At 70.6% G+C, this 23,371-nt stretch carries 21 protein-coding genes; 1 reads left to right on the top strand and 20 read right to left on the bottom strand.

Translation table 11 applies throughout. The features are described 5' to 3' along the window. Nucleotides 1-12: 12 nt before the first annotated feature. From R3E98_05660 to R3E98_05565, 20 genes are all read right to left on the bottom strand, one after another. Entirely contained in the window at nt 13-1,815 is a 1,803-nt protein-coding gene (locus R3E98_05660) for an AMIN domain-containing protein (GenBank protein ID MEZ4422874.1), read from the bottom strand. Next, entirely contained in the window at nt 1,812-2,276 is a 465-nt protein-coding gene (locus R3E98_05655; protein MEZ4422873.1) for a hypothetical protein, read from the bottom strand. Before R3E98_05655 ends, R3E98_05660 begins: the two co-directional genes overlap by 4 nt. After that, entirely contained in the window at nt 2,273-2,911 is a 639-nt protein-coding gene (pilO, locus tag R3E98_05650) for a type 4a pilus biogenesis protein PilO (GenBank protein MEZ4422872.1), read from the bottom strand. The genes R3E98_05655 and pilO overlap by 4 nt, the downstream gene beginning before the upstream one ends. Nucleotides 2,912-2,933: 22 nt before the next feature. Next, on the bottom strand, nt 2,934-3,638 hold the full coding sequence (locus R3E98_05645; protein ID MEZ4422871.1) for a PilN domain-containing protein: 705 nt from the start codon (nt 3,636-3,638) through the stop codon (nt 2,934-2,936). A gap of 15 nt (nt 3,639-3,653) precedes the next feature. Next, the gene (gene pilM / locus R3E98_05640; protein ID MEZ4422870.1) at nt 3,654-4,691 is read right to left on the bottom strand and encodes a type IV pilus assembly protein PilM; all 1,038 of its coding nucleotides are present in this window, start codon (nt 4,689-4,691) and stop codon (nt 3,654-3,656) included. 360 nt (nt 4,692-5,051) lie between these two features. Then, nucleotides 5,052-6,095 (bottom strand): hypothetical protein, encoded by a 1,044-nt coding sequence (locus R3E98_05635; GenBank protein MEZ4422869.1) that lies wholly within the window; start codon nt 6,093-6,095, stop codon nt 5,052-5,054. Further along, nucleotides 6,092-6,814, bottom strand: a complete 723-nt coding sequence (locus tag R3E98_05630; protein ID MEZ4422868.1) for a hypothetical protein — start codon at nt 6,812-6,814, stop codon at nt 6,092-6,094. The genes R3E98_05635 and R3E98_05630 overlap by 4 nt, the downstream gene beginning before the upstream one ends. Beyond that, nucleotides 6,784-7,155, bottom strand: a complete 372-nt coding sequence (locus R3E98_05625; GenBank protein MEZ4422867.1) for a hypothetical protein — start codon at nt 7,153-7,155, stop codon at nt 6,784-6,786. Before R3E98_05625 ends, R3E98_05630 begins: the two co-directional genes overlap by 31 nt. Continuing rightward, nucleotides 7,152-7,574: a prepilin-type N-terminal cleavage/methylation domain-containing protein gene (locus R3E98_05620; GenBank protein MEZ4422866.1), complete on the bottom strand. Its 423-nt coding sequence runs from the start codon at nt 7,572-7,574 to the stop codon at nt 7,152-7,154. Before R3E98_05620 ends, R3E98_05625 begins: the two co-directional genes overlap by 4 nt. A gap of 88 nt (nt 7,575-7,662) precedes the next feature. Then, nucleotides 7,663-9,027, bottom strand: a complete 1,365-nt coding sequence (locus R3E98_05615) for a sigma-54 dependent transcriptional regulator (protein MEZ4422865.1) — start codon at nt 9,025-9,027, stop codon at nt 7,663-7,665. Continuing rightward, nucleotides 9,024-10,298: an ATP-binding protein gene (locus R3E98_05610; protein ID MEZ4422864.1), complete on the bottom strand. Its 1,275-nt coding sequence runs from the start codon at nt 10,296-10,298 to the stop codon at nt 9,024-9,026. The genes R3E98_05615 and R3E98_05610 overlap by 4 nt, the downstream gene beginning before the upstream one ends. A gap of 151 nt (nt 10,299-10,449) precedes the next feature. Then, entirely contained in the window at nt 10,450-10,839 is a 390-nt protein-coding gene (locus R3E98_05605) for a prepilin-type N-terminal cleavage/methylation domain-containing protein (GenBank protein ID MEZ4422863.1), read from the bottom strand. Nucleotides 10,840-10,974: 135 nt separating this feature from the next. Then, a complete protein-coding gene (locus R3E98_05600) occupies nt 10,975-11,367 on the bottom strand; it encodes a prepilin-type N-terminal cleavage/methylation domain-containing protein (protein MEZ4422862.1) in 393 nt (130 codons plus the stop codon). Between the two features lie 343 nt (nt 11,368-11,710). Further along, nucleotides 11,711-13,549: a tetratricopeptide repeat protein gene (locus tag R3E98_05595; GenBank protein ID MEZ4422861.1), complete on the bottom strand. Its 1,839-nt coding sequence runs from the start codon at nt 13,547-13,549 to the stop codon at nt 11,711-11,713. Continuing rightward, complete coding sequence (locus tag R3E98_05590; protein MEZ4422860.1) at nt 13,546-15,315, bottom strand: hypothetical protein; 1,770 nt, start codon at nt 15,313-15,315, stop codon at nt 13,546-13,548. Before R3E98_05590 ends, R3E98_05595 begins: the two co-directional genes overlap by 4 nt. A 73-nt stretch (nt 15,316-15,388) precedes the next feature. Further along, nucleotides 15,389-16,228 (bottom strand): glycosyltransferase family 2 protein, encoded by an 840-nt coding sequence (locus R3E98_05585; protein ID MEZ4422859.1) that lies wholly within the window; start codon nt 16,226-16,228, stop codon nt 15,389-15,391. Next, nucleotides 16,225-17,595 (bottom strand): sigma-54 dependent transcriptional regulator, encoded by a 1,371-nt coding sequence (locus R3E98_05580; protein MEZ4422858.1) that lies wholly within the window; start codon nt 17,593-17,595, stop codon nt 16,225-16,227. Before R3E98_05580 ends, R3E98_05585 begins: the two co-directional genes overlap by 4 nt. Further along, a complete protein-coding gene (locus R3E98_05575) occupies nt 17,588-19,171 on the bottom strand; it encodes an ATP-binding protein (protein ID MEZ4422857.1) in 1,584 nt (527 codons plus the stop codon). The genes R3E98_05580 and R3E98_05575 overlap by 8 nt, the downstream gene beginning before the upstream one ends. A 127-nt stretch (nt 19,172-19,298) precedes the next feature. Beyond that, a complete protein-coding gene (locus R3E98_05570; GenBank protein ID MEZ4422856.1) occupies nt 19,299-19,955 on the bottom strand; it encodes a flavin reductase family protein in 657 nt (218 codons plus the stop codon). Continuing rightward, the gene (locus R3E98_05565) at nt 19,945-20,715 is read right to left on the bottom strand and encodes a DUF5715 family protein (protein ID MEZ4422855.1); all 771 of its coding nucleotides are present in this window, start codon (nt 20,713-20,715) and stop codon (nt 19,945-19,947) included. The genes R3E98_05570 and R3E98_05565 overlap by 11 nt, the downstream gene beginning before the upstream one ends. A 242-nt stretch (nt 20,716-20,957) precedes the next feature. Between R3E98_05565 and R3E98_05560 the strand changes: the two genes are divergently transcribed. Then, nucleotides 20,958-23,366 (top strand): DUF87 domain-containing protein, encoded by a 2,409-nt coding sequence (locus R3E98_05560; protein ID MEZ4422854.1) that lies wholly within the window; start codon nt 20,958-20,960, stop codon nt 23,364-23,366. Nucleotides 23,367-23,371: the final 5 nt, after the last annotated feature.

The following is a 23,371-nucleotide window of genomic DNA, read 5'->3' as shown; positions in this document are numbered from 1 at the left end:
GGCTCCGGTGGCTTACCCGTCGTTGCGAACGATCTGGGGCGTGACCAGGATGATCAGGTCACGCTGGATCTCCTGCTCCCGCGTCACGCGGAAGAGGCGCCCGACGACGGGCAGGCTCATGAGGAGCGGGATTCCCGAACGGGACTCCGTGCGCTCCGAGATGGTCAGACCGGCGATGACGACCGTCTCGCCGTCCTCGACGAGCACCCGCGACTCCGCCTCCTGCGTGCGGAAGATGAAGCCGGCGTCCGACTGGGCCAGCTCGGCCGCGGAGCGCTCGGCCCGCAGGTCGAGCAGGATGTTGTTGCCTGCCGTGACGTGGGGCGTGACGTCCAGCTTGATGCCCGTTTCCTGGAGCTGGACGGTGGCCTGCGGGATGTTCCCGCCGGCACCGCCACCGCCCCCGCCACCGCCACCCTGCGAACCCAGGTCGACGACGCGCAGCGGCGTCCGCTCACCGACGAGCACCCGGGCGGCCTTGTTGTCCATCACCGTCAGGGTCGGAGCGGCCTGCACCTCACTCAGGTCGAGCGACTCGAGCGCGTCGATGAAGTTGATCAGCGTATAGCGGCCCACCAGCAGGGACGTCAGCACGCTCAGCGCCGGGCTCGGCAACCGGTTGCGGGCGTTCCCGAGCGCGGCCACGGAGCTCCCGCCCAGGCTGATCACGTCGGTCCCGCGCTCCACCTGCTCGTCGGGCAGCTCGAGCTGCCCGTCGCCGTCCGCGTCGATGGCACCGGGCGTCAGAACGTTCAGCTGGTTGCCGCGCGAGTCCTTCAGGTCGTACGTGATGCCGAATTCGTCCAGGTCGGTCCGGTTCACGAAGATGATCTTGGCAGAGATGTTGACCATCGGCGTGCGCACATCCAGCTGGCCGATCAGGTCCTCCACCGCATCCAGCACCCGCGGGACGTCGGTGACGATCACCGTGTTGGTCCCGCTGCCGACCGTCACGCGGCCACGCTCGCTGAGGAGGCCGGAGATGGACTGGGACAGCTCCTCGGCCGCCGCGTAGTTGACGCGGAACGGCCGCGTGACCAGCGCCTCGATGGTCTCGCGCTGGCTGAGGTTCTCGATGTTGTCGACCCGGATGATCCCGGTCTCCATCTCGCGCGCCGCCAGTCCCTGGGCTTCCAGGATCGTCTGCAGGGCCACGTCCCAGGGCTGGTCCCGGATGTCCGCCGAGACGCTCGTCTGGACGTTCGTTCCGGCGACGATCGAGCGTCCCGCGAACTCTGCGAAGGTGAAGAGCACGTCCCGGATCGGGGTCTCGGAGAAGGAGACCGTGATGCGGCGCGCCTCCTGGGGAAGCGCGCTGGAGCGTGTGGCTTCCATCTGCTGCACGGCCGGCGAGGCCAACAGCGCATCCACGGCGTCGGCCGTCGGAGCGTCGGCGGCCGGCGTCGGAGCTGTGCTCGGCAGTCCCTCGGCGGTGGACCAGGGCTCGAACCCGCCTCCCGGGCCCTCCAGGGAGAGGCGGACGAAGCCACCCCCCGACTCGACCTCGTAGCGCACCGCGTGGTCGAGCTCGACCACCACCCGGACGACGTCCGCCGAATATTGGCTGGTCCGGACCGCCCGGACTCCACCGCGGTTGATGTCCAGGTAGTTGGCGCGCGGCAGGGCGTGCACGGCCCCGAGCAGGTCGACCACCAGGCGTTGCGGCGCCTCGAGGGTGAAATCGCGAACCTGTACCTCGCCCTCGATGCCGATCATGATCTCGGTCCGCTCCGCATTGGGCAGGACGTCGAGCCTCTTGACCGGATCTCCGCCGAACACCGCGACGGCAAGAACCGCCGTCAGGATAGCGGTCATCGTGACCCTCCTTGGCCGGGCCGCTTCACCTCGAGGGCCCTCTGTTCCGTGAGACCGAATTCTTCCACTTCGACCAGGACCCGCGTGCGCTGGATCTGCAGCACCCGCGTGTTCCCGAGACGGTCACCGCGCCGGACGCGGAAGGTCCGGGCCGTGGCCCCCTGCTGCGTATCCACGCTCAGCAGCGCAACGCTGGCGGCGGGATCCGTGGAGTAGATGACGCCCAGGAGAACCAGCTCCTCGAACCGGGGCTCGGTGTCGTTGCCGGACACGAGCGGGCTGAAGGGGTTCCTGCGCGCGAAGCTGGGATAGGCGAACACCTCTCGCTCGAAGACGAGCTCCGTGCCCGAGGTGTCCGGCGGCGGACCCGAGCCCGGATCACCGGATTGGGCCGCGAGCCCGGGCGCGGAGATCGCGACCAGGCCCATCAGCAGGCCCAGGGAACGTGCCGTGGACCTCATGCTCCACCTCCGGCGGCGATGCCCTCGCCGGTGCCGGGCGCCGGCAGGGCGCCCTCCGGCGGAATGGTGTACGTCTGGATCTTGAACTGGACCGCGATCTCTGCATCGGCGTCGGCGTCTCCGCCCGCGCGCTGCTGGGGGTTGGCCGCGGTGATGTCGAGGTCGATGGGCGTGAGGATGCGGGGCAGCGATGCGATCGCGGCCAGGAACCGGCCCACGTTGTGATAGTTGCCGGTGACGCCGATCTGGTAGACCGTGCGGGTATAGTGCTCGGTCGTCTCGGATTCGGGGTCGGGGCGCATCAACGCCAGCTCGACGTCGTTCTGACGGGCCTCGATGGACATCGAGTTCAGGAGCGCGGGGACCTCCTCGCTCCTGGGGATCAACTGCTCGAGCCGCAGCAGGTGGCGCTCATAGAGCGCCAACCGCTCCTCCAGCTCCTGTCCTCCCCGCGTCGCGATGATCTGGGCGCGGCGGTTCTGGTCGGTGAGCTGTTCGAGCCGCGCCTCCATCTCCTGGATGCTCTCCTTGCGGGGGGCATACCAGTAGCTCTGGAAGGCGTACAGGCCCAGGAGGGCGAGCACTCCGATGAAGAGCGCGTTCCTCTTCTTCGGTTCGGTCGGGATGAGCTTCATCGTCGTCTCTTCGGGTCCGCCGCTAGGGCACCAGGGTTCCGCCCAGGTTCGCCGAGAACAGCGGCACGGTCTCGATCAGCTCCGGCGGCGGCTGGTCGAAGGAAGCCTGCAGCGTGAACTGGTGGACTTCACGCTGACCGGCGTTGCCTCCCAGGTTCACGGCCTGACGCTCGGTGGTGATCAGGCGCACGTTCCGGATGAACGGCGACGCCTCCAGATTGTCCATGAAACGCGTGAGCGCGAAGTTGTTGCCCGCGCGCCCGTCGACGCGGAACGTCGGCGCCGAACCGCCTTCGATCTGCACGATGCTGGTGAGCCAGGTGTAGTCGGGCAGCGCGCGGGCCACCTCGTCCATGACGTGCGGCCACACGTAGCGGTTGCCGTCGATGTCCTGGATGATGCCCACCTTCTGGCTGATCGTGTCGCGGCGCGCGCGAAGCCCCTCCGTCTGCTGGATGAGGTCCGCGTACCGGGCCGAATCCCGCGCTGCCTCCTCGATCTCGAGCGTGAGCTCGGTCGTGCGGCTCCCGGCTCCCATGAACATCCAGCCCATCAAGCCGAGCGAGAGCGCGACGGCGGCCGCGGACCCCATGATCCACGGATCGAAGGAGCGGCCGGAGGCGGCTGCGCTGGCCTTGTCGCCCTTGCGGCGAGGCAGCCCGAGCTTGATTCCCTTGCCACCGGCCTGACGCTTCCTGCCGCCGGGGAGGAGATTGACTTCGATCACGGTTCGTCGACCCGGTTAGTGGGATCGGAGCGCGAGGCCGAGCGGAAGCAGCAGCATCGGCGCAGCCTCCTCCAGCGCGAGGTCCATCGGCGCGTCCGGGCGCACCGGAATGCGCTCGAACGGGTTGACCAACTCGGTCGCCACGTTCATGCGGGTGGCGAGCGCTTCGGCCATGCCCGGGATGCGGGCGCCGCCACCACTCAGGTGGATGCGGCCCAGACCGGCCCCGGCCTGTCGGGTCATCAAGAACGCCGAGGCGCGCTCGATTCCGACCGCGATCTCGTCGGCGCTCGATTCCACGAAGCGCTCCAGGTCGGGGATGTTCCCCCGGCCCTGCAGCACCGCCTCCGCCTGATCGGCCGTGAGGCCACGTTCGCGCTGCAGGTCCTCGCGGATGCGCCGCGATCCGAACGGGATGTCACGCGTGAGGACGGGAACCCCGTCCTCCAGGATGTTCACGTTGGTCATCTCGTGACCGACGTTGACGAGGGCCACTACGCCGGTGCGTCCCTCGGGGTAGTTGAATTCGAAGGCGTTGTGGAGGGCGAACGCGTCCACGTCGATGACGCGAGGCGTGACGCCGGCCTCCATCAGCAGGTTGACCTTGTTGTCGACCAGCTCACGCTTGGCGGCGACGAGCAGGACGTCCATCTGCAGCCCCTCGCCGTGGGGATCCAGGATCTGGAAGTCGAGCTCGACGCTCTTGATGTCGAAGGGAACGTGCTGCTCGGCCTCCCAACGGATCACCTCTCGAGCGTCGGCTTCCTTCATCCGATCCATCTCGATCTTCTTGATGATCACGTCGTGGCCGCCCACCGACGTGACGACCTCGCGGGACTTGTAGCCCAGATCGTCGAAAAGGCCACGGATCGTCTCGGCTACCAGGCCGGGATCCATGACCTCACCTTCCACGATGGCGTCCTGCACCAGGGGGCGGATGGCGACCCGCGCCACTTCCGGCTGGCCTCCCGCCGAGTCTACCTCGACGAGCTTGACGAATCCGCTGCCGATGTCGAGGCCGAGCGAACTCTTCTTCCGTCCAAAGAAGCCCATTTAGGTTGCCGTCCCACCAAACCAGGGCCGGCGAGAACCCTGGAGAAAGTTGGAGGAGAGTACCATGCGCCGAGAATTTGTGTCAAGCATGCCACACCGTATCCGGTAGCGTTCCCGCACTTCGCCACAACAGGTCGGGCAGGACCGCCCGGAACCGCGCTCCGCACCTCCCCCCGGAGGCCGACCGCTACCCTGGAAGGGTGTTGCGGCGCTGCAGAGCGCGTTGCGTCAGTACGAATTCCGTGCCAGCCGGAAACCCCGCCACGGTGCCGTTGCGGCCCCGGCCGCGGGTGCCCCCGCGGACACCTTTTTCTCCCTCCGGGGCAACCTTTGCCCCGGAAGGCGGTCCTCCGGAGCCGCTCAGAGGGGCTCGATCCACCCGCCGTCCGGGAGGGGTATGCCCGGGAGGGCGGTGGCCAGACCTTCGAGCGCCCGCCAGGCCGCACAGGCCGACCCCAGGATCACGCCCCCCCCAACCACCTGGGCTCCGGCCCCCGTCTGCGCGAAGCCCTCGACGCGGGCCCCGCCCCGCACCGTGAGGGTCCCGGCGACGAGCAGGATGCCCGCGAAACGGCTTCCACCTTCGAGGGTCAAGTCGCCATCCACGACGAGGATGCCCTGCCCCTCCCCGCCGGTGACGCGCAGCGGCGCGTCCGCCCCCAGCAGCGGGAAGTGCCCTCCACACGGTCCGAGGGGGTCGCCGGGCGAACCCCAGTTGCCCGGGCCAGCCAAGCAGACGCCGCCGGTGGCCACGGGGGCGGGGGCCAGCGCGGGACCCGGCACGGGGATGGCCCGGGCGACGAGGTCGGCCACATCCAGCGGGCCCGCTCCGGGGCCCCGGACCGCCGTGCCGACCGGGGGGAGCGTGCCCGTCGGGAAGGACGCGGCCACTGCGGGCGCAGCCGCCGCGCACACCGCCGACGGCCAACCCGGAGGCGACAGGGCGACGCTGTCGCCGTCGACCCGGGCGGGCGGCACCCGGACGGCCGGACCGCCTGCGGTCAGCACCGCAGCGAACCGGGACAGCCGGACGGAGGGGTCGGGACGCCACAGGACGCGGCCCAGGAGACGTCGAGCCGGAGCGGGCGGGGCCCGACCCTCGGCCCGGAACAGGAAGAGCTCCGGGGAGAGGCGCTGCAGATCACGCGTCCAGGTGACGCCGCCCGGGAGCGTCCCCACGCCGTGGCCCACCGCGGGCCCGGGGAGCAGGGCCAGCTCGGCCGCTCCCAGGCCCAGTCCGCGGAGCCCGGCCTCGGCCGCGAGACGCACCTGAACGCGCTCGCGCTCCACCGCCACTCCGGCGCGCGCCGCGACGCCGAGCGACACGACGGCACCGGCGCACACCAGCATACCGGCCATCAAGAGCAGGAGCGGGACGAGCGCGACACCGCGTCGATCAATCACGGACGCGGACTCCGCGGCCACAAGGTCCGGGTCTGCCGAGCGGCGCTCCCGCGGACGCCCGCGAGCACCAGCTCCACGCCGACGCCCCCCGTGCCCGCGGGACGAAAGCCCGTGCCGGCCGAATCCAGGCGGGCATAGGTCAGGGGCTGCCGTCCACCGAGCCCCCGGCGGTAGCGCAGGCTGGACGCAGCCAACGTGTACGCCCCGCGCTCGAAGACGCGTCCGACGCTGGCGTGTGCGATCACCCGGTCCAGACGCCAGCGCTGGTCCCCCGCCGCTCCACACGCTCCCGGAGCCCGCGTGACGCGGGTGACGGCCGCAACGGCCCATCGCGCGTCTCCATCGAGCACGAGCACGGAGTCCTTGGCGGTGTCCACCGCGCGGTCCCCGCGGTAGGAGACCGAGAGATCGGCACCGTTGCTCGCGCAGACCACGGCCGTTCCGCGGAACGCGCGCAGGGCCACGGAGTCGCCGCCGTGCACGCTCCAATCGCGTGCGGCCACGCCCGCGCGGATCTCGTCGCCCACGATCCGCGAGACGTCGGCCAACACCGTCGCGGACTCGGAGACACGCACTCCATCGAGCAGCGTGCGCTGCACCAGGGAGAGCGCTCCGAAGCCGACCGCCGCGAGCGCCAGGACGAGCAGGACGCCCACGACCCACTCCAATCCGACGGCGCCCACCCGGTTCACGGCAGCACCGCCTGGAGCCGGGTCCACGGGGTCGCGGCTCCGCCCGGTCCGAAGACGTCGACCGCGAGGGCGCTACCGCTGGCCGCCCACTCCAGGCGGCCCCAGGCGCCCGTGTGGACGCCCGATCCGCGGAGTCCCATCCAGGCGAGCGAGTCGGCCAGCGCCTCCGCCTCGCGCAAGGCGTGGTGACGCAGACCCGCTTCCGCCAGCGTGCGGGTCGCCTTCACCGTGCTCCCCAGGGTGGTGACGAGGAGAACCTCCAACACCACGAGCGCCAGCGCCGCCTCCACCAGCAGCGTACCCGCGCGATCGGCTCGCGCCCGCGCTGCGGGGCCCCCGCCGTCTCCCGCGCAGGTCTCCCGCCTCATCGCGCCATCCTCCCGTAGCTGGACACGACCACCGACGCCTGTTCGGTGCCCCGGGCCAGCACGATGGTCGCCGAGGCGAAGCGACCGATGCCCAGCCGATCGAACGCGAGATGCAGGGTGCGACCCGTCGGCTGGACCACGTCGACGCCGAAGGCGCGCCGCAGGTCGAGGGTGTCGCGGGGATGTCCGGCGGTCTCCCACCAGACGCGGGCGGAGTCGGGATCGACGATCAGGGCGGCCGAGCCGAGGCGGGTCGCCTCGCTGCGGGTCCGCTCCGCGCGGGCGATCAGCGCATCCCGGGCGGCGATGCAGGCCAGGCGGTCGCGCTGGCGCGCGACCCGCGGGAGGGTGGCGGCGAGCACCAGGGCGACGAGCGCCAGGGCCACCACGAGCGAGACCAGCGTGAAGCCACGTTCCATGGCGGAACGATGGGCACGACGCGTGGGCGCGGGGATGGAAGGACCGGCCGTTCGCCCGAGCCCGCGGCGGGCCGGACGTTACCGCCCCCTACTCCAGGTCGTAGTCCCGGATCTTGTAGCGCAGCGCCCGCGGGGACAGCTCGAGCAGCTCGGCCGCATGCGTGCGGTTGCCGCCCGTGCGCTCCAGCGCCCGCTGGATCAGGCTCCGCTCCAGCGACGCCGTGTGGCGCTTGACCGAGAGGTCGTCGCCGCTCTCGGTGGTCACTCCCGCGACGCCCGGCACGTCCGGCCGCCGGAGGCGGTCGGGCAGGTCCTCCGCCCGCAGCACCGGACGGTCGGAGAGCACCATCGCCTGCTCGAGCAGATTCTCGAGCTCACGGATGTTCCCGGGCCAGGCGTGTTTGAGGAGCACCTCCATGCCCTCGGGCTCGATCCCGGTCACGGGAATGCGCAGCCGCTCCGAGTGGCGATCGATGAAGAAGTGCACGAGATCGGGGATCTCCTCGGGACGCTCGCGCAGCGGAGGCAGATAGATGGGCACGACGGCGAGACGGTAGTAGAGATCCTCGCGGAAGTTGCCCTTCTCCACTTCTTCGCGCAGCTGACGGTTGGTGGCCGAGATGACCCGCACGTCCACGCGCTGGCTCTCGGTGCCGCCCACGCGCCGGATCTCCCCCTCCTGCAGCGCGCGCAGCAGCTTGACCTGCAGACTCGCGGGCAGCTCGCCCACCTCGTCCAGGAAGAGCGTGCCCTTGTCGGCGACCTCGAACAGACCGGGCTTGTCGCGCTCGGCGCCCGAGAACGCCCCCCGCACGTAGCCGAAGAACTCGGACTCCAGCAGGGTCTCCGGGATCGCCCCGCAGTTGACGGGGATGAACGACAGGTCGCGGCGGTCGCTCTCCTGGTGGATCAGGCGCGCGACCAGCTCCTTTCCGGTCCCGCTCGGGCCCGTGATGAGCACCGGCGAGGGATGGGGCGCCACCTTGGAGGCGATCTCGAGGGCACGGACCATGGCGGGAGCGCGGGCCACGATATCCCCGAACCGCCGATCCGCCCGCACCTGGGCCCGGAGACGCCCGACCTCGCGGCGGAGCTTCTCACGCTCCATCGCCTTCTTGACCGTGAGGAGGACCTCGTCGGCGCCGAACGGCTTGGGCAGGTAGTCGTAGGCGCCGCGCTTCATGGCGTCGATCGCCAGATCCTGGCTGCCATACGCGGTCATCACGAGGACCAGCGCGTCCCCCCGCGTCTCCTTGTAGGCGTCCAGGAACTCCAGACCGCCCATGCCCGGCATGCGGACGTCGGTGAGGATGATGTCGGGCTCCGCGGCCGCAGCGATCCGCAGTCCGTCCTCGCCAGCGGACGCCGTCAGCACTTCGTATTCGGCATCCTTCAGGATCATGGTCAGGGACTTCCGGAGTCCCGGATCATCGTCGACGACGAGGATTTTCACGCGCTCTCCTGCCCCTCCATGGGTTCGACCGCCAGGGCCCCCGCTTCGCCGGGATCGACCACCGGCAGACGCACCAGGAAGCGCGCACCTCCCTCCTCGTGGTTGCCCCCTTCGATTCGGCCCCCCATACCCTCGACCAGACGCGAGCAAACGGCAAGACCCAGCCCCGTTCCCTTGCCCGGCTCCTTGGTGGTGAAGAACGGGTCGAACAACTGGGGGACATGGTCCTCCGGGATCCCGGGGCCGTTGTCCCGCACGGTGATCGTGACGATGCGCTCCGTGATCTGGAGGGGCTCGACCCGCAGCCCTCCGGCGTCCCAGCTGATCCGCCGCCGGTGACTGTAGTTCACTCCGGGAGGATCGCTCTCGCGCCGGGACGGGGCCCGGTACAGCTCGCCGTCCATGACGTCCACGGACACCCAGATCCGGGCATCCTTGCGGCCCTCCAGGGCGTCCAGGGCATTGAGGAGCAGGTTGACCATGACCTGCTCCAGCTCCTGCGGGTTCATCTCGACCGGCGGGGTCTCCTGGGGAAGCGACCAGGTCACCGGAACGAGATCGAACCGCCCCTGGTTCTCCAGGAGGTTGCGCACCCGCAGGAGCACCTCGACGGTGTCCACGGGGCGGCGCTGCTCGTCCCGGGGCCGCGCATAGTGGAGCAGCGACCGGACGATCCCGTCGATGCGCCGGGCCTCCTCGAGCGCGGACTGCAGCAGATCGGGATCGATCACCCCCCGCTCGGACCGGCTGCGGGCCAGGTCGACGAACCCGATGACGGCCGACAGCGGGTTGCCGATCTCGTGCGCGATGCCGGACGCCAGGGTTCCCACCGAGGCCAGGCGGGCCGAGCGGATCACTTCATCCGAGGCGTCGATCAGCTCCCGGTTCGTCTCCTCCAGCGAGCGGACGTTCTCGGCCAGGAGCTCCTGGTCATGGATGAGACGGGCCGCCATGGCGTTGACCGCCTCGGAGAGCGCGGCCAGCTCGGCCGTCGGCGCGGGCGTGATCCGGTGGCGGTAGTCTCCGCCGGCGATGCGCTGGGCGTCCGAGACCAGGCGGTCCAGGGGACCCAGGAGGGTGCGGCTCAACAGTGCCCCTCCGAACGCCCACAGGAATCCGACGCTCAGCACCAGGAGGGCGAAGGCGAACAGGATCCCCCGGGCCACCGAGCCGAGCCAGGGCAGCATGAGGTAGAGCGACACCGCGGCCAGCGCCAGCAGGCTGACGTACAGGATGCCGATCGAGAGCAGCAGCGTGCGCCTGAAGGGCACCGACGGCCGCTCCGGGTCCGGACCGGGCCGGACCCCCGCGTCCGGCGCTACCTGCGACTCCACCCTCGTTGGTCACCTCGCCCTGGGGAAGCACAAGAGGGGCGGTGGGCAGGACCCACCGACCCTCCGGGTCAGACCAAGGTTGGGCGGCCTAGTTCTTTGTGCAATAGATGATGCCAGGCTGCGTGGCGGGAGAGGCGTTGGCCGAGGAGGCGTTGCCGTGGTAGATCCCGCAGTTGTCCGACGCGAGACCCGGGTGGGTGGCCGTGGCTGCCCACCCGCTGCTCGTGGATTCGTTGATGGCGATCGAGACGTCCCGCGTCACCGTCATCCCCAGCGAGGTCGTGTTGGCCGCGTACACGTAGTTGTCGTCGTAGTACGCTTCCTGGGTGATGGCGAGGTTGGCCAGGTCCGAGCGGAGCGCGCTCAGGAGCGCCTTGTCGCGCATCGAGTTGTACTTGGGGATCGCGATGGCCGCGAGGATGCCGATGACGACCACCACGATCAGAAGCTCGATCAGCGTGAAGCCCGCTCTCTTCATCGCTCGGTCATCCATGGGCGGTTGGGGGGGACTGGGGGGTTCGCGGTGCCGGCTCTCGCCCCGCCGGACCCGGCACGGCCCGGGCGAGCCCGGGCCGTGCGTAAGGGTCTTGCGGTTACACCGCGGGGGTCACCCTTAGCGGGTGCAGGCGACCTCGCCCGGGGCGGACGGCGTCGTCGGAGACGTCGGAGCCGTGGACGAACCGTAGTAGATCGCGCAGCCCTCGGTACCACCCAGCGCGCTGTGCGTCGCCGAAGCGTTCCAGCCCGAAGAGGTGGCGGCCGAACCGACCGTCACGCCCTGACTGGCCACGAAACCGAGGTTCGTGGAGGACGTCGTGTAGCTGTAGTTGTCGGCGTAGTAGATCTCCTGCTGCGCCGCCAGGTTCTTGAGGTCCGACTTCATCGCTGCGAAGTAGGCCTTCTCACGCGTCGCCGAGAACTTCGGGATCGCGATCGCGGCCAGGATGCCGATGATCACGACCACGATCAGCAGCTCGATCAGCGTAAAACCCTTGGTGTTCCGCATCACCAGACTCCTTACGTGAAACTTCCCTGAAGTTTTTGAAACCCTGGGCCTTCCCAGGCTGGGCGGCCTTTGGGCAAGGCTAGGACCAGTCCAAGGGCGTCTGTACTCAAGTGTTTGTGCCGCAATCACTTGGAGCGTACGCTCCGGTCGGCCGCCGCCCCCTCTTCCGGCCCCGTGCGGCAGGATTCTGCAAATCTCTTGCAGATCACGGGCACTTCGTGACGGGCGGTGGGAACGTTGGGATCTGCCAGATTGGCCGACCCCCACGGGATGGAGGGGCTTCGGCGCCCTGGGGTCCGCCGGGCGGCCGGCGGGAGCGGGCTGGAGGCGGGGAGGACCGGGCTCAGGGCGTGGAGGAGGGGCCCCACGCCGCCGCCAGGCTGTCGATCTGGGCGAGGCCCTCCGGCTCGGGGTCCCGGACCCGGGCCGAGTCGAGGATCTCTCGCCCCCGGGCGGTGTCTCCGAGCCGCCCATGGAGCTCGGCCAGCCAGAACCACTGCTGCCAGTGTTCGTCCTCGCCGGCATCGATGGCGGCCTGCCGCTCCTCGATGGCGTCCGGGATCCGGTCCAGGCGGGCGTACAGGCCGGACAGCATGTGGTGGGTGACGGCCACGTCCGGATCCAGGTCCCGGGCGCGCTCCGCCCACTCGACGGCCTCCTCCGGCCGCCCCTGGCCGTCCAGGGCCAGGGCCACATACGCGTAGCCGGCGTCCCAGCGGGGCTGGTCGGCCACGAGCATACGGGCCAGGAACTCCGCCTGCGCCCAGCGTTCGAGCCCCAGGAGCTTGCGCGTGACCTCCGAGAGCAGGCTGTAGCCCGCCCCCACGGTGCCGATGGCATACCGGTAGTTGCGCAGGGCCTCGCTCACCTGGTTCTCCTGCCAGTGCGAGTCGCCGGCCACCCATTGCGCCCGTCCAGCCTCCAGGTGCTCGTCCATCAGGGTGAGGAAGACGGTCTCCATGCTCTTCCAGGTGGGCGTACGCGTCCAGGTCCGGACGGCGAACACGCCGAGCCAGACCGACAGGAGAGCGGCGGTGAGCGCCCGGCGTTCGCGCAGGGCGCGCACGCCCAGCCACCCCAGGGCCAGGCTGAGGCCCACGGACGGGAGGTAGAGCGTCCGCTCGCCCAGCAACACACCCGACAGGAAGAAGAAGTTGGAGACCGGCGAGATCGTGATGACGAACCACAGCACGCCGGCCCCGATCGCCCGGGCGCCCGTGCGGCTGCGCCACGTGACGAGGGCCAGGACCAGGAACAGGAGCGCCAGCACCGCACCCACGGTATTGACCGCGTTCCAACCGATGTGGATGTCGACGACGCCCGGCGAGTAGTCCGCGCTCAGATCCAGGGGCAGGAACAGCAGGCGGACGTAGTGCAGCCAGATCTCGCCGAGCGTCCAGATGCGCGGGATCTCCTTCAGGAGATCGGCGCCCAGCGCCGGGAAGGCGTCCGCCACGGATCCCAGCACGGCATGCCGACCGGCGAAGACCAGGGCCGCGCCGGCCACGAGCGTCCCGAAGAGCAGCGCGCGCTCGCGCACGTACCGACCGATCTCCCCGATGCCCCGGTCCTCGCGGAAGCCGTCCAGCAGGAAGAAGACGCCGGGCAGCGTGATGGCGCTCTCCTTGGTCAGGATGCCCCAGACGAACAACGCCGTCAGGGCCAGGCTGCGACCGAGGCCGAAGCCCGTCTCGCGCCACCGCAGGAACAGCAGGCAGGCCGTCAGGAACGTGACGGCGCCCCACAGCTCGGCAAAGCCGATCACGTTGGCGACCACCTCCACGTGCACCGGGTGGAGCGCAAAGACGGTCCCACCCAGCAACGCGGCCGGCGCCGAGGCCGTCAGAGCCCCGACGAGCAGCGCGGTCAACGCCGAGACCACACCGTGCAACAGCACGTTGAGGACGTGGAAGGGCAGCGGGCTTCCGTCGAAGGCGTTCCACCCGATCGCGTAGGTGGCCGTGGCGAACGGGCGCCACAGCCCCAGGCCCTTCCCTTCCCGATTGGGCCAGTAGGGGGCGGTGATGGCCTCGCCGAAGGTGTCCAGGGAATGGATGCGCGTGTTGTCGACGAGGATGTGCTGGTCGTCGTACGCGTACCCGTTTCCGAGCGCGTTCAGGTAGACCACGATCCCGAGCACGAGGGCGGCCAGCGCCGCGCGCCGCATGGTCAGGGCGCTCATGGCGAGGCCTCTCCCATCCGGGACGCGGAGGACCCGCGCACCGCGGCCGCTCCGGCCGAGTCCCCGGCCATCTCCAGGATCTCGGCGAGCCGGCTCCAGTCGGCGCGGGAGTCCGGCGCCTGTGCCAACGCCGCGCGCCGTGCCCTCAGCGCAGCAGGGAAGTCGCCCTTGGCGACATAGGATTCGGACACGATGGCGAACAGCTCGCGGTCGGCCCCCGCGCGCGCCCATCCCTCCACCGCCAGCCCGTGGGCCTCGCGGAAACGGCTGCGCATCAGGTACTGGGAGGCCAGCAGGCGATAGGCGTGGGGACGATCGGGCGCGAGCGCCAGCGCCTGCCTCAGCAGCGCCTCCCCCGCGTCCCACCGTGCCTGCTCACCCTGGAAGTGCCCCACCTCCGTCAGCAACGCGTAGTTGCGCGGAGAGAGCTCCAGGGCCGCGGCGTAGGAGGCGAGCGCGCCCTGGACATCTCCGGCCCGCGCCAGACCGGTCCCGCGGGAGCGGAGCGCGAGTGTGGATTCGGGATGCTCGGCCGCAAGGGTGTTGAGCACCGTGTAGGTGCTGAGCCACGAAGGATTGCGGTCCACGGTGCGCACCAACAGCGCGAGCCCGAACAGGAGCGCGGCCACGCCCGCGAGGCGCAGGCGGCGCGCGTCCACCCGTCGTAGGAGCGCCTGCGCCGCCGCCGCGCCGAGCAACGCCACCGCGACCGAGGGGAGGTAGAGCGTGCGCTCGGCCAGGGCCACACCGGTCGCGAACAGCACCTGGCTCACCGGAGAGATCGCGACCCCGAACCAGGCGATGGCCAACGCGGCCAGAGGAGCCCGCGTCGCGAGCAGCGTAGCGGCAGCCACCAATCCGGCGAGGACGAAGAGTCCGGACCAGACGTCGGCCGACCAGCCGTCCGGGGGCAGCAGGACGGCGGGCGAGTAGTCCGCCACCAGGTCGAACGGCACGAAGAGCAAGCGGAGGTACTCGGGCCAGAGCGCCAGCGCGAAGCGCAGCCGCTCCGCGGTGCCCAGCGTCTGCAGCTCCGGTGCGGCGGTCTCGCCCAGAAGGGAGCCCAACACGCCGACCCGCTGGGCAAGGAAGATCCCGAGCGCAGCGGCCAGCGCGACGAACACGGGCGCGTCGCTCCGCAAACGACGCGCGAGACCGCGCCCGCCGTCGCGCGCCAGCGCGATCAGCACGAGCAGGCCGGGCAGGGTCACCGCGATCTCCTTGGAACCCAACGCGGCGAGATAGCAGAGGGTGATCGCGAGGAGCCGGGCAGCCCGCGCCGCCGGTGTGGTCGCGCGCACGCGGTCGTAGCACAGACAGGCCGCCAGGACGAACAGCGCGGCCCACAGCTCGGCGCGTCCGACGAGGTTGGCCACCGCCTCCGTATGCACGGGGTGGATGGCGAACCACGCCGCCCCCACCGCCGCCGGCCCCGTGGAGACCCATCCGAGCAGCAGTGCGAAGACCAGCAGGGTCACGCCCGCGTGCAGGAGGACGTTGACCGCATGGAAGCCGCGGGGATCGCCGTTCCAGAGCGGCCACTCCAGCGCGAAGCTGGCCACGGTGACGGGCCGGTAGAGCCCCGTCCCGGGTGCGTGCTCCGGCCAGTAGGGAGTGGCGAATGCGTCGAGCACGCGACCCGCCACCACGGTGGGGTTGCGCAGCACGATCTCGTTGTCGTCGTACGCGAAGCCGTTGCCGATGGAGTTGGCGAAGGCCGCGACCGCGACGAACGCGAGCAGGACGGCGGCGCGTCGGGCGCTCATGCCCCGCGAGGGTGGCGTGAGGAGCGGAGCGGGCGGATCGTCCCTTCGCGGGAACGCGCCGACCGCCACCCGCTCATCCGGAGCGGGCGCCGGAGGGATCCGGCACGGGCGTCGGAGCGGGCAGCGCTTCGTCGCGCTGCTCGGACCAGGCGCGATCCTCGGCCGCGGTGCGGGGGAAGGCCCGGCGCTCCGGGCGCTCGAACGGCTTGGCCTTCGCGTCCAGGAAGTTGCACTTGAAGATGTGCCACAGCGCGGAGACCCCGTCCTTCCAGCCGATCTTCTTGCCCTCGGCGTAGGAGCGACCGTGGTAGCTGATGGGCATCTCGTAGATGATGGCGCGGGCCTGGGCCAGCCGAGCCGTCAGCTCCGGCTCGATGCCGAAGCGGTCCGCCGAGAGCGACAGCGTCTTCAGGAGATCCGCACGGACCATCTTGTAGCAGGTCTCCATGTCCGTGAGGTTCAGGTCCGTGCACATGTTGGAGAACAGCGTGAGCACGCGGTTGCCCATCATGTGCCAGAAGAACAGGACGCGGTGGGGTCCGCCGAGAAAGCGGGAGCCGAAGACGGCGTCGGCCTGTCCGAGCCGGATGGGCTCCATCAGGGTGGGAAGCTCGGCGGGGTCGTATTCGAGATCCGCGTCCTGCACGACGATCACGTCCCCCGTGGCCCGCGCGAATCCCGTGCGCAGCGCTGCGCCCTTCCCCTGGTTCACCTCGTGGAAGACGAGCACCTGGATCAGGCCCTCCGCCTCCAGACGCTTCAGGAGATCGCGCGTCCCGTCCGTGGAGCCGTCGTCGACGACCACCACCTCCAGGTCGAGCGGAACCTGGCGCACACGGCGCAGGAGCCGCTCCGCGGTGCGGATCTCGTTGTAGCAGGGGATGACCACAGAGAGCCTGAGGGCGTCGTTCATCCGTCCAGTCCGTACCGGTTGAGTTTGCGGTAGAGCGTCGAGGGATCGATCCCGAGAACCTCAGCGGCCTTGGTCTTGTTCCCTCCCTCCGCCTGCAACACCCAGAGGATATAGGCGCGCTCGACCACCTCCATGGTGGGATTGGACGGTGGGGCATCCGCCACCAGGCGCACGGGCTTGGCCTCGCGGACCCGCTCGGGCAGTCCCCCCAATCCGATCGCGCGGCCCTTGCTGAGCACCGCCGCCCGCTCCAGCGCGTTCTCCAGCTCGCGCACGTTCCCGGGCCAATCGTATTCGAGCAAGCGGTCCATGGCTTCGGCCTCCACCTCCAGGGCCGCCTCGGCACCGGTCCGCTCCTGCATGATGCGGAGAAAGTGCTCGGCCAGGAGGGGGATGTCGTCGCGCCGCTCACGGAGCGCCGGCAGGCGCAGCTGGATCACGTTGAGGCGGTAGTAGAGATCGCTGCGGAACGCGCCGCGCCGGATCTCGTCCTCCAACTCGCGGTTGGTGGCCGCCAGGATGCGGACGTCGATGGCGACCGCCTCGGTCGCGCCGACGGGGATCACCTCCCGCTCCTGGAGGGCCCGCAGCAGCTTGACCTGCGTGGCGGGCGACAACTCGCCGACCTCGTCCAGGAAGAGCGTTCCCCCGGCGGCGGCCACGAGCAGCCCTTCCTTGTCCTTGACTGCCCCCGTGAACGCCCCCTTCACATGACCGAAGAGCTCGCTCTCGAGCAGACTCTCGGTGAGCGCCCCGCAGTTGATGGAGAAGAAGGGTCGTTCGGCGCGCGAGGAGTTGGCGTGGATGAAGCGCGCCAGCACCTCCTTTCCGGTTCCGCTCTCGCCCCCGATGAGCACCGTCGACTCCTGGGGAGCCACGGTCTCGGCCAGCTTCAGGATCTCGATGAATTCGCGGCTGCGCCCGATGGGACGCTCGCCCCGCTTCTTGTCGCGACGCTTGATCTCGCGCTTGAGCTCGCGGTTCTCCACCCGCAGGTGACGCGCCTCCGCCGCTCGCTTGCAGATGGCGATGAGCTCGTCGTTCGCGAAGGGCTTCTGCAGGTAGTAGTACGCACCCTCGTTGACGGCCCGCATGGCCGACTGGAGCGATGCCTGCGCCGTCATGAGGATGACCGGCATCTCCGGGTCCACCTCACGGGCGCGCTGCAGGACGTCGATCCCGGTCGCACCCGGCATGCGGATGTCCGTGAGCACGACGTCCGGGTGCTGGGTCTCCAGCGCCTCCAGGCCCTGGGTTCCGCCCAGCGCGGTGGAGACGTCGAAACCCTCGCCCTTGAAGAGGATCCTCAAGGAATCGAGGATGCTCGTCTCGTCGTCGACGACCAGTATCCGGATGGCCTCACTCACCCTGTTCTCCCGCGGTCCCCGCTGCGGGGAGCACCATGACGAACCGGGCGCCCCCGAGCGCCCCGTTGTCCACCCACACGCTTCCCTGATGGGCGTCCACCGCTCGGTGCACGACCGCCAGCCCGAGGCCGCTTCCCCCCTTGCGCGTCGTGTAGAACGGCTCGAAGACGCGGCCGAGGTCCTCGATGGCAACTCCCGGGCCAGAGTCCTCCACCGTGATCCGGATCGCATCCTCGGCGTCCGGCAGGGGGGCGCGTTCCTCCTCCGAGGGACCCGCCAGCGTGACGCGCACCTGTCCGGCGGCCCCGGCGAACTGGAGCGCGTTCAGGATCAGGTTGAAGACCGCCCGATGGAGGAGGTCCTCGTCGCCGCGCACGCGCAGGGGACGCTCCAGCCCTTCGACGGCGACCCGGGCGTCCTCGGGCGCGTCGGGGTGCTGGAGCGCCAGGGCCAGAGCGTTCCGGACCAGCTCCGACAGGTCCACGTCCTCCACCCGCCCACCCCGGATGCGCGCGAACTCGATGAACTCGGACAGGAGGCGGCTGAGTCGGTCGGACTCCGTCAGGACCAGGCTCTGGAGGACGGCCCGATCCTCGGCATCCAGGGACGGCTTGGCGATCTGCTCCACCGAGCTCCGGATGGAGGCCAACGGGTTCTTGATCTCGTGGGCCAGCGAGGCGGACAGCTCCGCCACGGCCTCGAGGCGCTCGGCCCGGATCTTCAGCCCCTCCAGGCGCTCCGCGTCCGTGATGTCCTGGAAGATGGCCGTCACCGAGGGCAGACCGCTGCCGCTTCCCGCCAGGACCGCGGTCGACACGCCCAGGATGGACGGCTCCCCCTGCAGGCGGGCGTCCAGCTTCCGGCGCAGCACCGGGCTGCCCTCGCGGCTGGAGCGCTGGATCACTTCGGCGAGGCCCGGGGCCTTCGCGTCGACCTCCGCCAGCACCGGCCGCCCCAGCCAGGAGGCCGCGTCCAGCCCGAGCAGCTTCTCGGCGGCCTGGTTGATGTACGCGAGCCGGCCCTGCCCGTCCACCGTCAACAGGCCCGTGCTCAGGTTGGCCAGGATGTCCCCGGTGTCCAGGCGGAGCTGGCGCAGCTCGGATTCCACTGCGCCCAGGGTCAACCCGGCCCGCCGGAGCCCCGCGCCCAACCAGCCGGTGACGACCGACACCAGCGCGAAGAGGCCGAGCAGCACGACGGTGCTGGCCCGGAAGGTCTCCGGGTGGGCCCACGCGACGTCGCCCGCGAACATGGCCGTCGTGGACGCCCACACCACGAGCTGGCCCCAGGCCGGCAGCATGAGGGCAGCCGCGGTCAGCACCAGGATGTAGACGGGCGTGAAGGGGCTCTGGGCACCCCCCGTGAGGTGGATCACCGACGTGGTCAGCAGCACGTCGAAGAGCGACTGCGCCAGCCGGAACGAGACGATCGGCTCGACGCCGTGGACGTGGGTGAGCCGGTAGGACCAGCCGGTGAAGACCGCCGTGCCCAGGAAGATCATGGCGGCCGCGACCGTCTGGTCCGGGGGCGCGGCGCCCCAGCCGATCAGGGCGGCGAGCAGGATGCCCCCGGCCACGGCCAGGCGGCCGAGATACTCCAGGCGCAGGATGCCCTGGAGGCTGATGGGCCGGCTCGTGGGGGGCAGGTCGAGCTTCAGCGGTGTCCTCGGTGGCGTCGGGGGCGTCCCTGGACGGGCGGCGTTCTCAGCCGCCGCGCCCGTCCGGCCGCGCGAGCTCCTGGATGGGTCCGGGCAGCACGTAGGCGTTGCCGCCCAGGCGTCCCACCACGGGCAGCGCCCGCGGGCTCACCCGGTACGAGTCGGGCTCCAGCTCCAGATCGGGATCCAGCCGCACCTCGGTGACGCGGCCGATCACCAACGTGGAGGTGGAGGGCTCCAGGCCGATCTCACGCTCCAGGCGGCAGACCAGCACCGCCGGGCAGTCCGCGACGAACGGAGCTTCCACGTCGGTCGGCCACGACAGGGCAGATCCTCCGAAGTCGAATTCCGACGTCTCCGGAGGCAGATCGGCCGCCGTGCGGTTCATCCGTTCGAGCTGGTCGACCGTGACCACGTTGACGCAGAACCACGGCCGGGCGCGCAGGTTGGACAGCGAGTCCTTGAGCGCCCCGCCCCGCCGTGCGCCGATGGCGATGCCCACGAGCATCGGGCTGGCCGAGAGCGCGGCGAAGAAGCTGTACGGCGCCAGGTTGGGCACGCGAGCCGCCGACGCGGTGGAGATCCAGCCGATGGGCCGCGGGACCACCAGGGAGGTCAGGAGGTCGTAGCGGGCTCGGCTCGAGAGGGACTCGGTGTCCAGGATCCGGGAGGAGCGCCGCTCGGATCCGCCATCAACGGGCAACGGGCACCCTGAGGAGCTGACCCGCATAGATGCGGCTGCTCGAGAGTCCGTTGGCCTGCCGGATGGAGTCGAGCGTCGTGCCGTAGCGCTGCGCGATGACCCACAGGCTCTCGCCCCGCGCGACGCGATGATCCACCTCACCGGGCGCCACGCGCTCGGGCTCGGCCTCGGTGCCGGTGAGCTGGGCGACGTAGCTGGCGTACGGCCGCGGGAAGATCGCGACGTGGTAGTGGGGCGGCCGCCGTTCGCGGGTGGCCTCGAGGACCCGCTTCCCTTCCAGCTCGAGCAGGACGCGCTCCAGCCAGCTGCGGCAGGCAGGGCTGTTGCTCCGCCGCAGATCGATGGCCATGCCGGTCGGATGGACCGAGCGGTCGGACGCGTTGCGCGGCTGACGCGAGAGCGGACGGGTCAGGGACGTGACGACGAGCTCCTCGCCGCAGGCCCGCCGATACTGCGCCGCGAGCCGCTCCACGAACATCTTCACCTCGGGCCGCGCGTAGGGAAACGAGACGGCCTTGAGGCTGTAGTCCGGATTGCCGTCGAGGCGCACGAGATAGCCGCTCTCGATGAAGCGCCGGACCTGCGCGGCCGAGGCCAGGTACGTGTAGTCGTGCCCCCGGGCCTGGTCGTTCTGACGATCCAGCGAGGCGGGCGATCCGCGCAGACTCTGCGCCGCGACGGGTGCGGTCTGGAGCAGGAGGAGGGCGAGCGCCCTCGTCCCGGAGCGGAGGATTCGGCCGGTACGCGTGGAAGGAGTCATCGTCGCTGTTGGGTCCGGTGGAGCCCGGAGGGGGCACCCGCGTTCTGGTTGCCATCGGCGATGCTGGCCGGCGGGGCAAGGTCCGGGCCCCCGCGCGACCGGAGGGGGCACATGTAAACAGATGAAGCACATCCCCGCAACCCCTTGGGGCGCGAGACCCTTGCTGGTCCGGCCAGGCCGGCAAATCTTGCAGCCCGCTCGTGGCCCCACGCCCCCGTATCCCCTCCCCCGAGAGAGCGATCATGCCCGCCCCAGCCGGACACCTCGAGCTCGGCGCCCGACTCGATCCCCTCACCCGGGCGCGGACGGCCGAGCCCGTCCACCTGCGCGCCTCCGACCTGACCACGCACGGCGTGATCGTCGGGATGACCGGCTCGGGCAAGACCGGTCTCGGCATCGTGGCCATCGAAGAGGCGCTGCTACAGGGCATTCCGGTCCTGGCCATCGACCCCAAGGGAGACCTCGGCAACCTGTTGCTGACCTTCCCGGACCTCAGCCCCGCGCAGTTCGAGCCGTGGGTCAACCCCGGCGATGCGGAACGCAAGGGCGTCACGGTCGCCGCCTACGCGGAGCAGCAGGCCGCGAAGTGGCGCGACGGGCTGCAGGGGTGGGGCCTCGGCGCCGAGCGGGTGCGCGCCCTGCGCGAGCGGGCGGACCTGGTGATCTATACGCCGGGCTCGAGCGCCGGTGTGGGCCTCGACGTCGTGGGCTCGCTGACCCCGCCCGCCGAGGGGGTGGACGCCGAGACCCGCGCGGACGAGATCGAGGGCTTCGTCACCAGCCTGCTCGGGCTGGTGGGCATCGAGGCGGATCCCATCGCCAGCCGCGAGCACATCCTCCTCTCCTCGCTCATCGGACACGCGTGGGCACAGGGCCGCGCCCTGGACCTGCCCGGGCTGGTGCTGCAGGTGACCGACCCCCCGCTGCGCAAGCTGGGCGTCTTCGAGCTGGACACGTTCTTCCCCGCACGGGACCGCATGGCGCTCGCCATGCGCCTGAACGGGCTGATCGCAGCGCCGTCGTTCGCCACGTGGACGCAGGGGCCGCCCCTGGATCCGGCCACGCTCCTGCGGGCTCCGGACGGGAGGCCACGCTGTGCGATCGTGAGCCTCGCCCACCTGTCCGACGCCGAACGGCAGTTCGTGGTGACGCTCCTGCTGTCGCGCACCATCACGTGGATGCGCGGCCTGCCGGGCACCAGCGACCTGCGGGCGCTCGTCTACATGGACGAGGTCTTCGGCTACGTACCGCCGACCGCCGCGCCCCCGTCCAAGAAGCCCATCCTCACCTTGCTCAAGCAGGCGCGAGCCTTCGGGGTGGGCATGGTGCTCTCCACGCAGAACCCCGTGGACGTGGACTACAAGGCCCTCTCGAACGCGGGCACCTGGATGATCGGGCGCCTGCAGACGGAGCGGGACAAGGCGCGCCTCATGGACGGGCTGTCCTCCGCGGCGGGCGGCGTGGACACGAACGCGCTCGGCGAGACCATCTCCGGACTCGGTGCCCGCGAGTTCGTGCTGCACACCACACGCGGCGCACCTCCGGCGCTCTTCACGACACGGTGGGCCCTATCGTATCTGCGCGGGCCGCTCACCCGCGACCAGATCCAGCGTCTGATGGCGGATCGGATGGAGAAGGCGCCCGCCCATCCCGGCGTGGACGTGGTCGGGTCGTCCGTGGCGGCTCCGAGCGCACCGACCTCCCCGCCGCCCGCCGACGATGCCCTCCTCGCGCCGCCGACCGTGGCCGCGGGCGTTCCCGTCTATCACCTCGATCCGGCCGCTCCGTGGTCCGGCAGCATCGGCGCGAACCCCACGTCCGACCGGTACGAGGCCGCCGTCGTCGCCCGGGTGCAGCTGCTGTTCGACGAGACCAAGGCGGATCTGAGGCACCAGGAGGAGTGGGAGGCCGTGTTCTTCCCGCTCGAGCGCGTGGTGGATCCGACCAGCGGACTGCAGGTGGACTACGATGCGCGGGACCTGCGGGAACGCCCGGTCCGTGCCGGGAGCTACGTCGCGCCGGAAGCGCCGCTCGACGAGCGGCGCTGGTTCAGCGAGCTCGAGGCGGCGCTCAAGGAGCACCTGTATCGCAACCGGCAGGTCGAGGTCCTCGTGAACCGTGAGCTCAAGCTCTATTCGCGCGTGGATGAGGACCGCGCCGCGTTCGCCGCCCGGTGCCACGACGCCGCGGAGACGGAGGAGGATGCGGAGGCCGCACGCATCCGGGACCGGATGGAGAAGCGGATGGACTCGGTGCGCCAGGCGCTCGCCAAGGCGGAGGACCGGGTCGAGGAGCTCCAGGAGACGGCGCGCCATCGCCGCAGCCAGGAAGTGCTCTCGGGTGTGGGGTCGGTCCTGTCCGCGTTCCTCGGAGGAAAGCGCACGACCCGTTCGATCGCCACCGAGCTCAGGCGGGCGTCGAGCCGGCGCGGATCGACCGCGGGCGCGGTGCAGCGTCTCGACTCGGCCGAGAACCGCGCGCAGGAGAAGGAGTCCGAGCTGGAGGCGCTCGAGGCGGAGCTGGCCGACGAGCTGCTCGAGATCGACCGCCGCTGGGCCCAACGCGCTGCGGCCATCGAAACCCTGCAGGTGGGGCTGGAGAAATCCGACATCCACGTCGCCGAGGTGGCGGTGGTGTGGGTCCCACGCTGAACGGG

The sequence above is a fragment of the Gemmatimonadota bacterium genome (assembly GCA_041390125.1).
GTDB lineage: Bacteria > Gemmatimonadota > Gemmatimonadetes > Longimicrobiales > Gaopeijiaceae > JAGQIF01.
The sequence above is the reverse complement of the archived record's forward strand: the minus strand, read 5'-3'. Positions and strand labels throughout refer to the sequence as shown.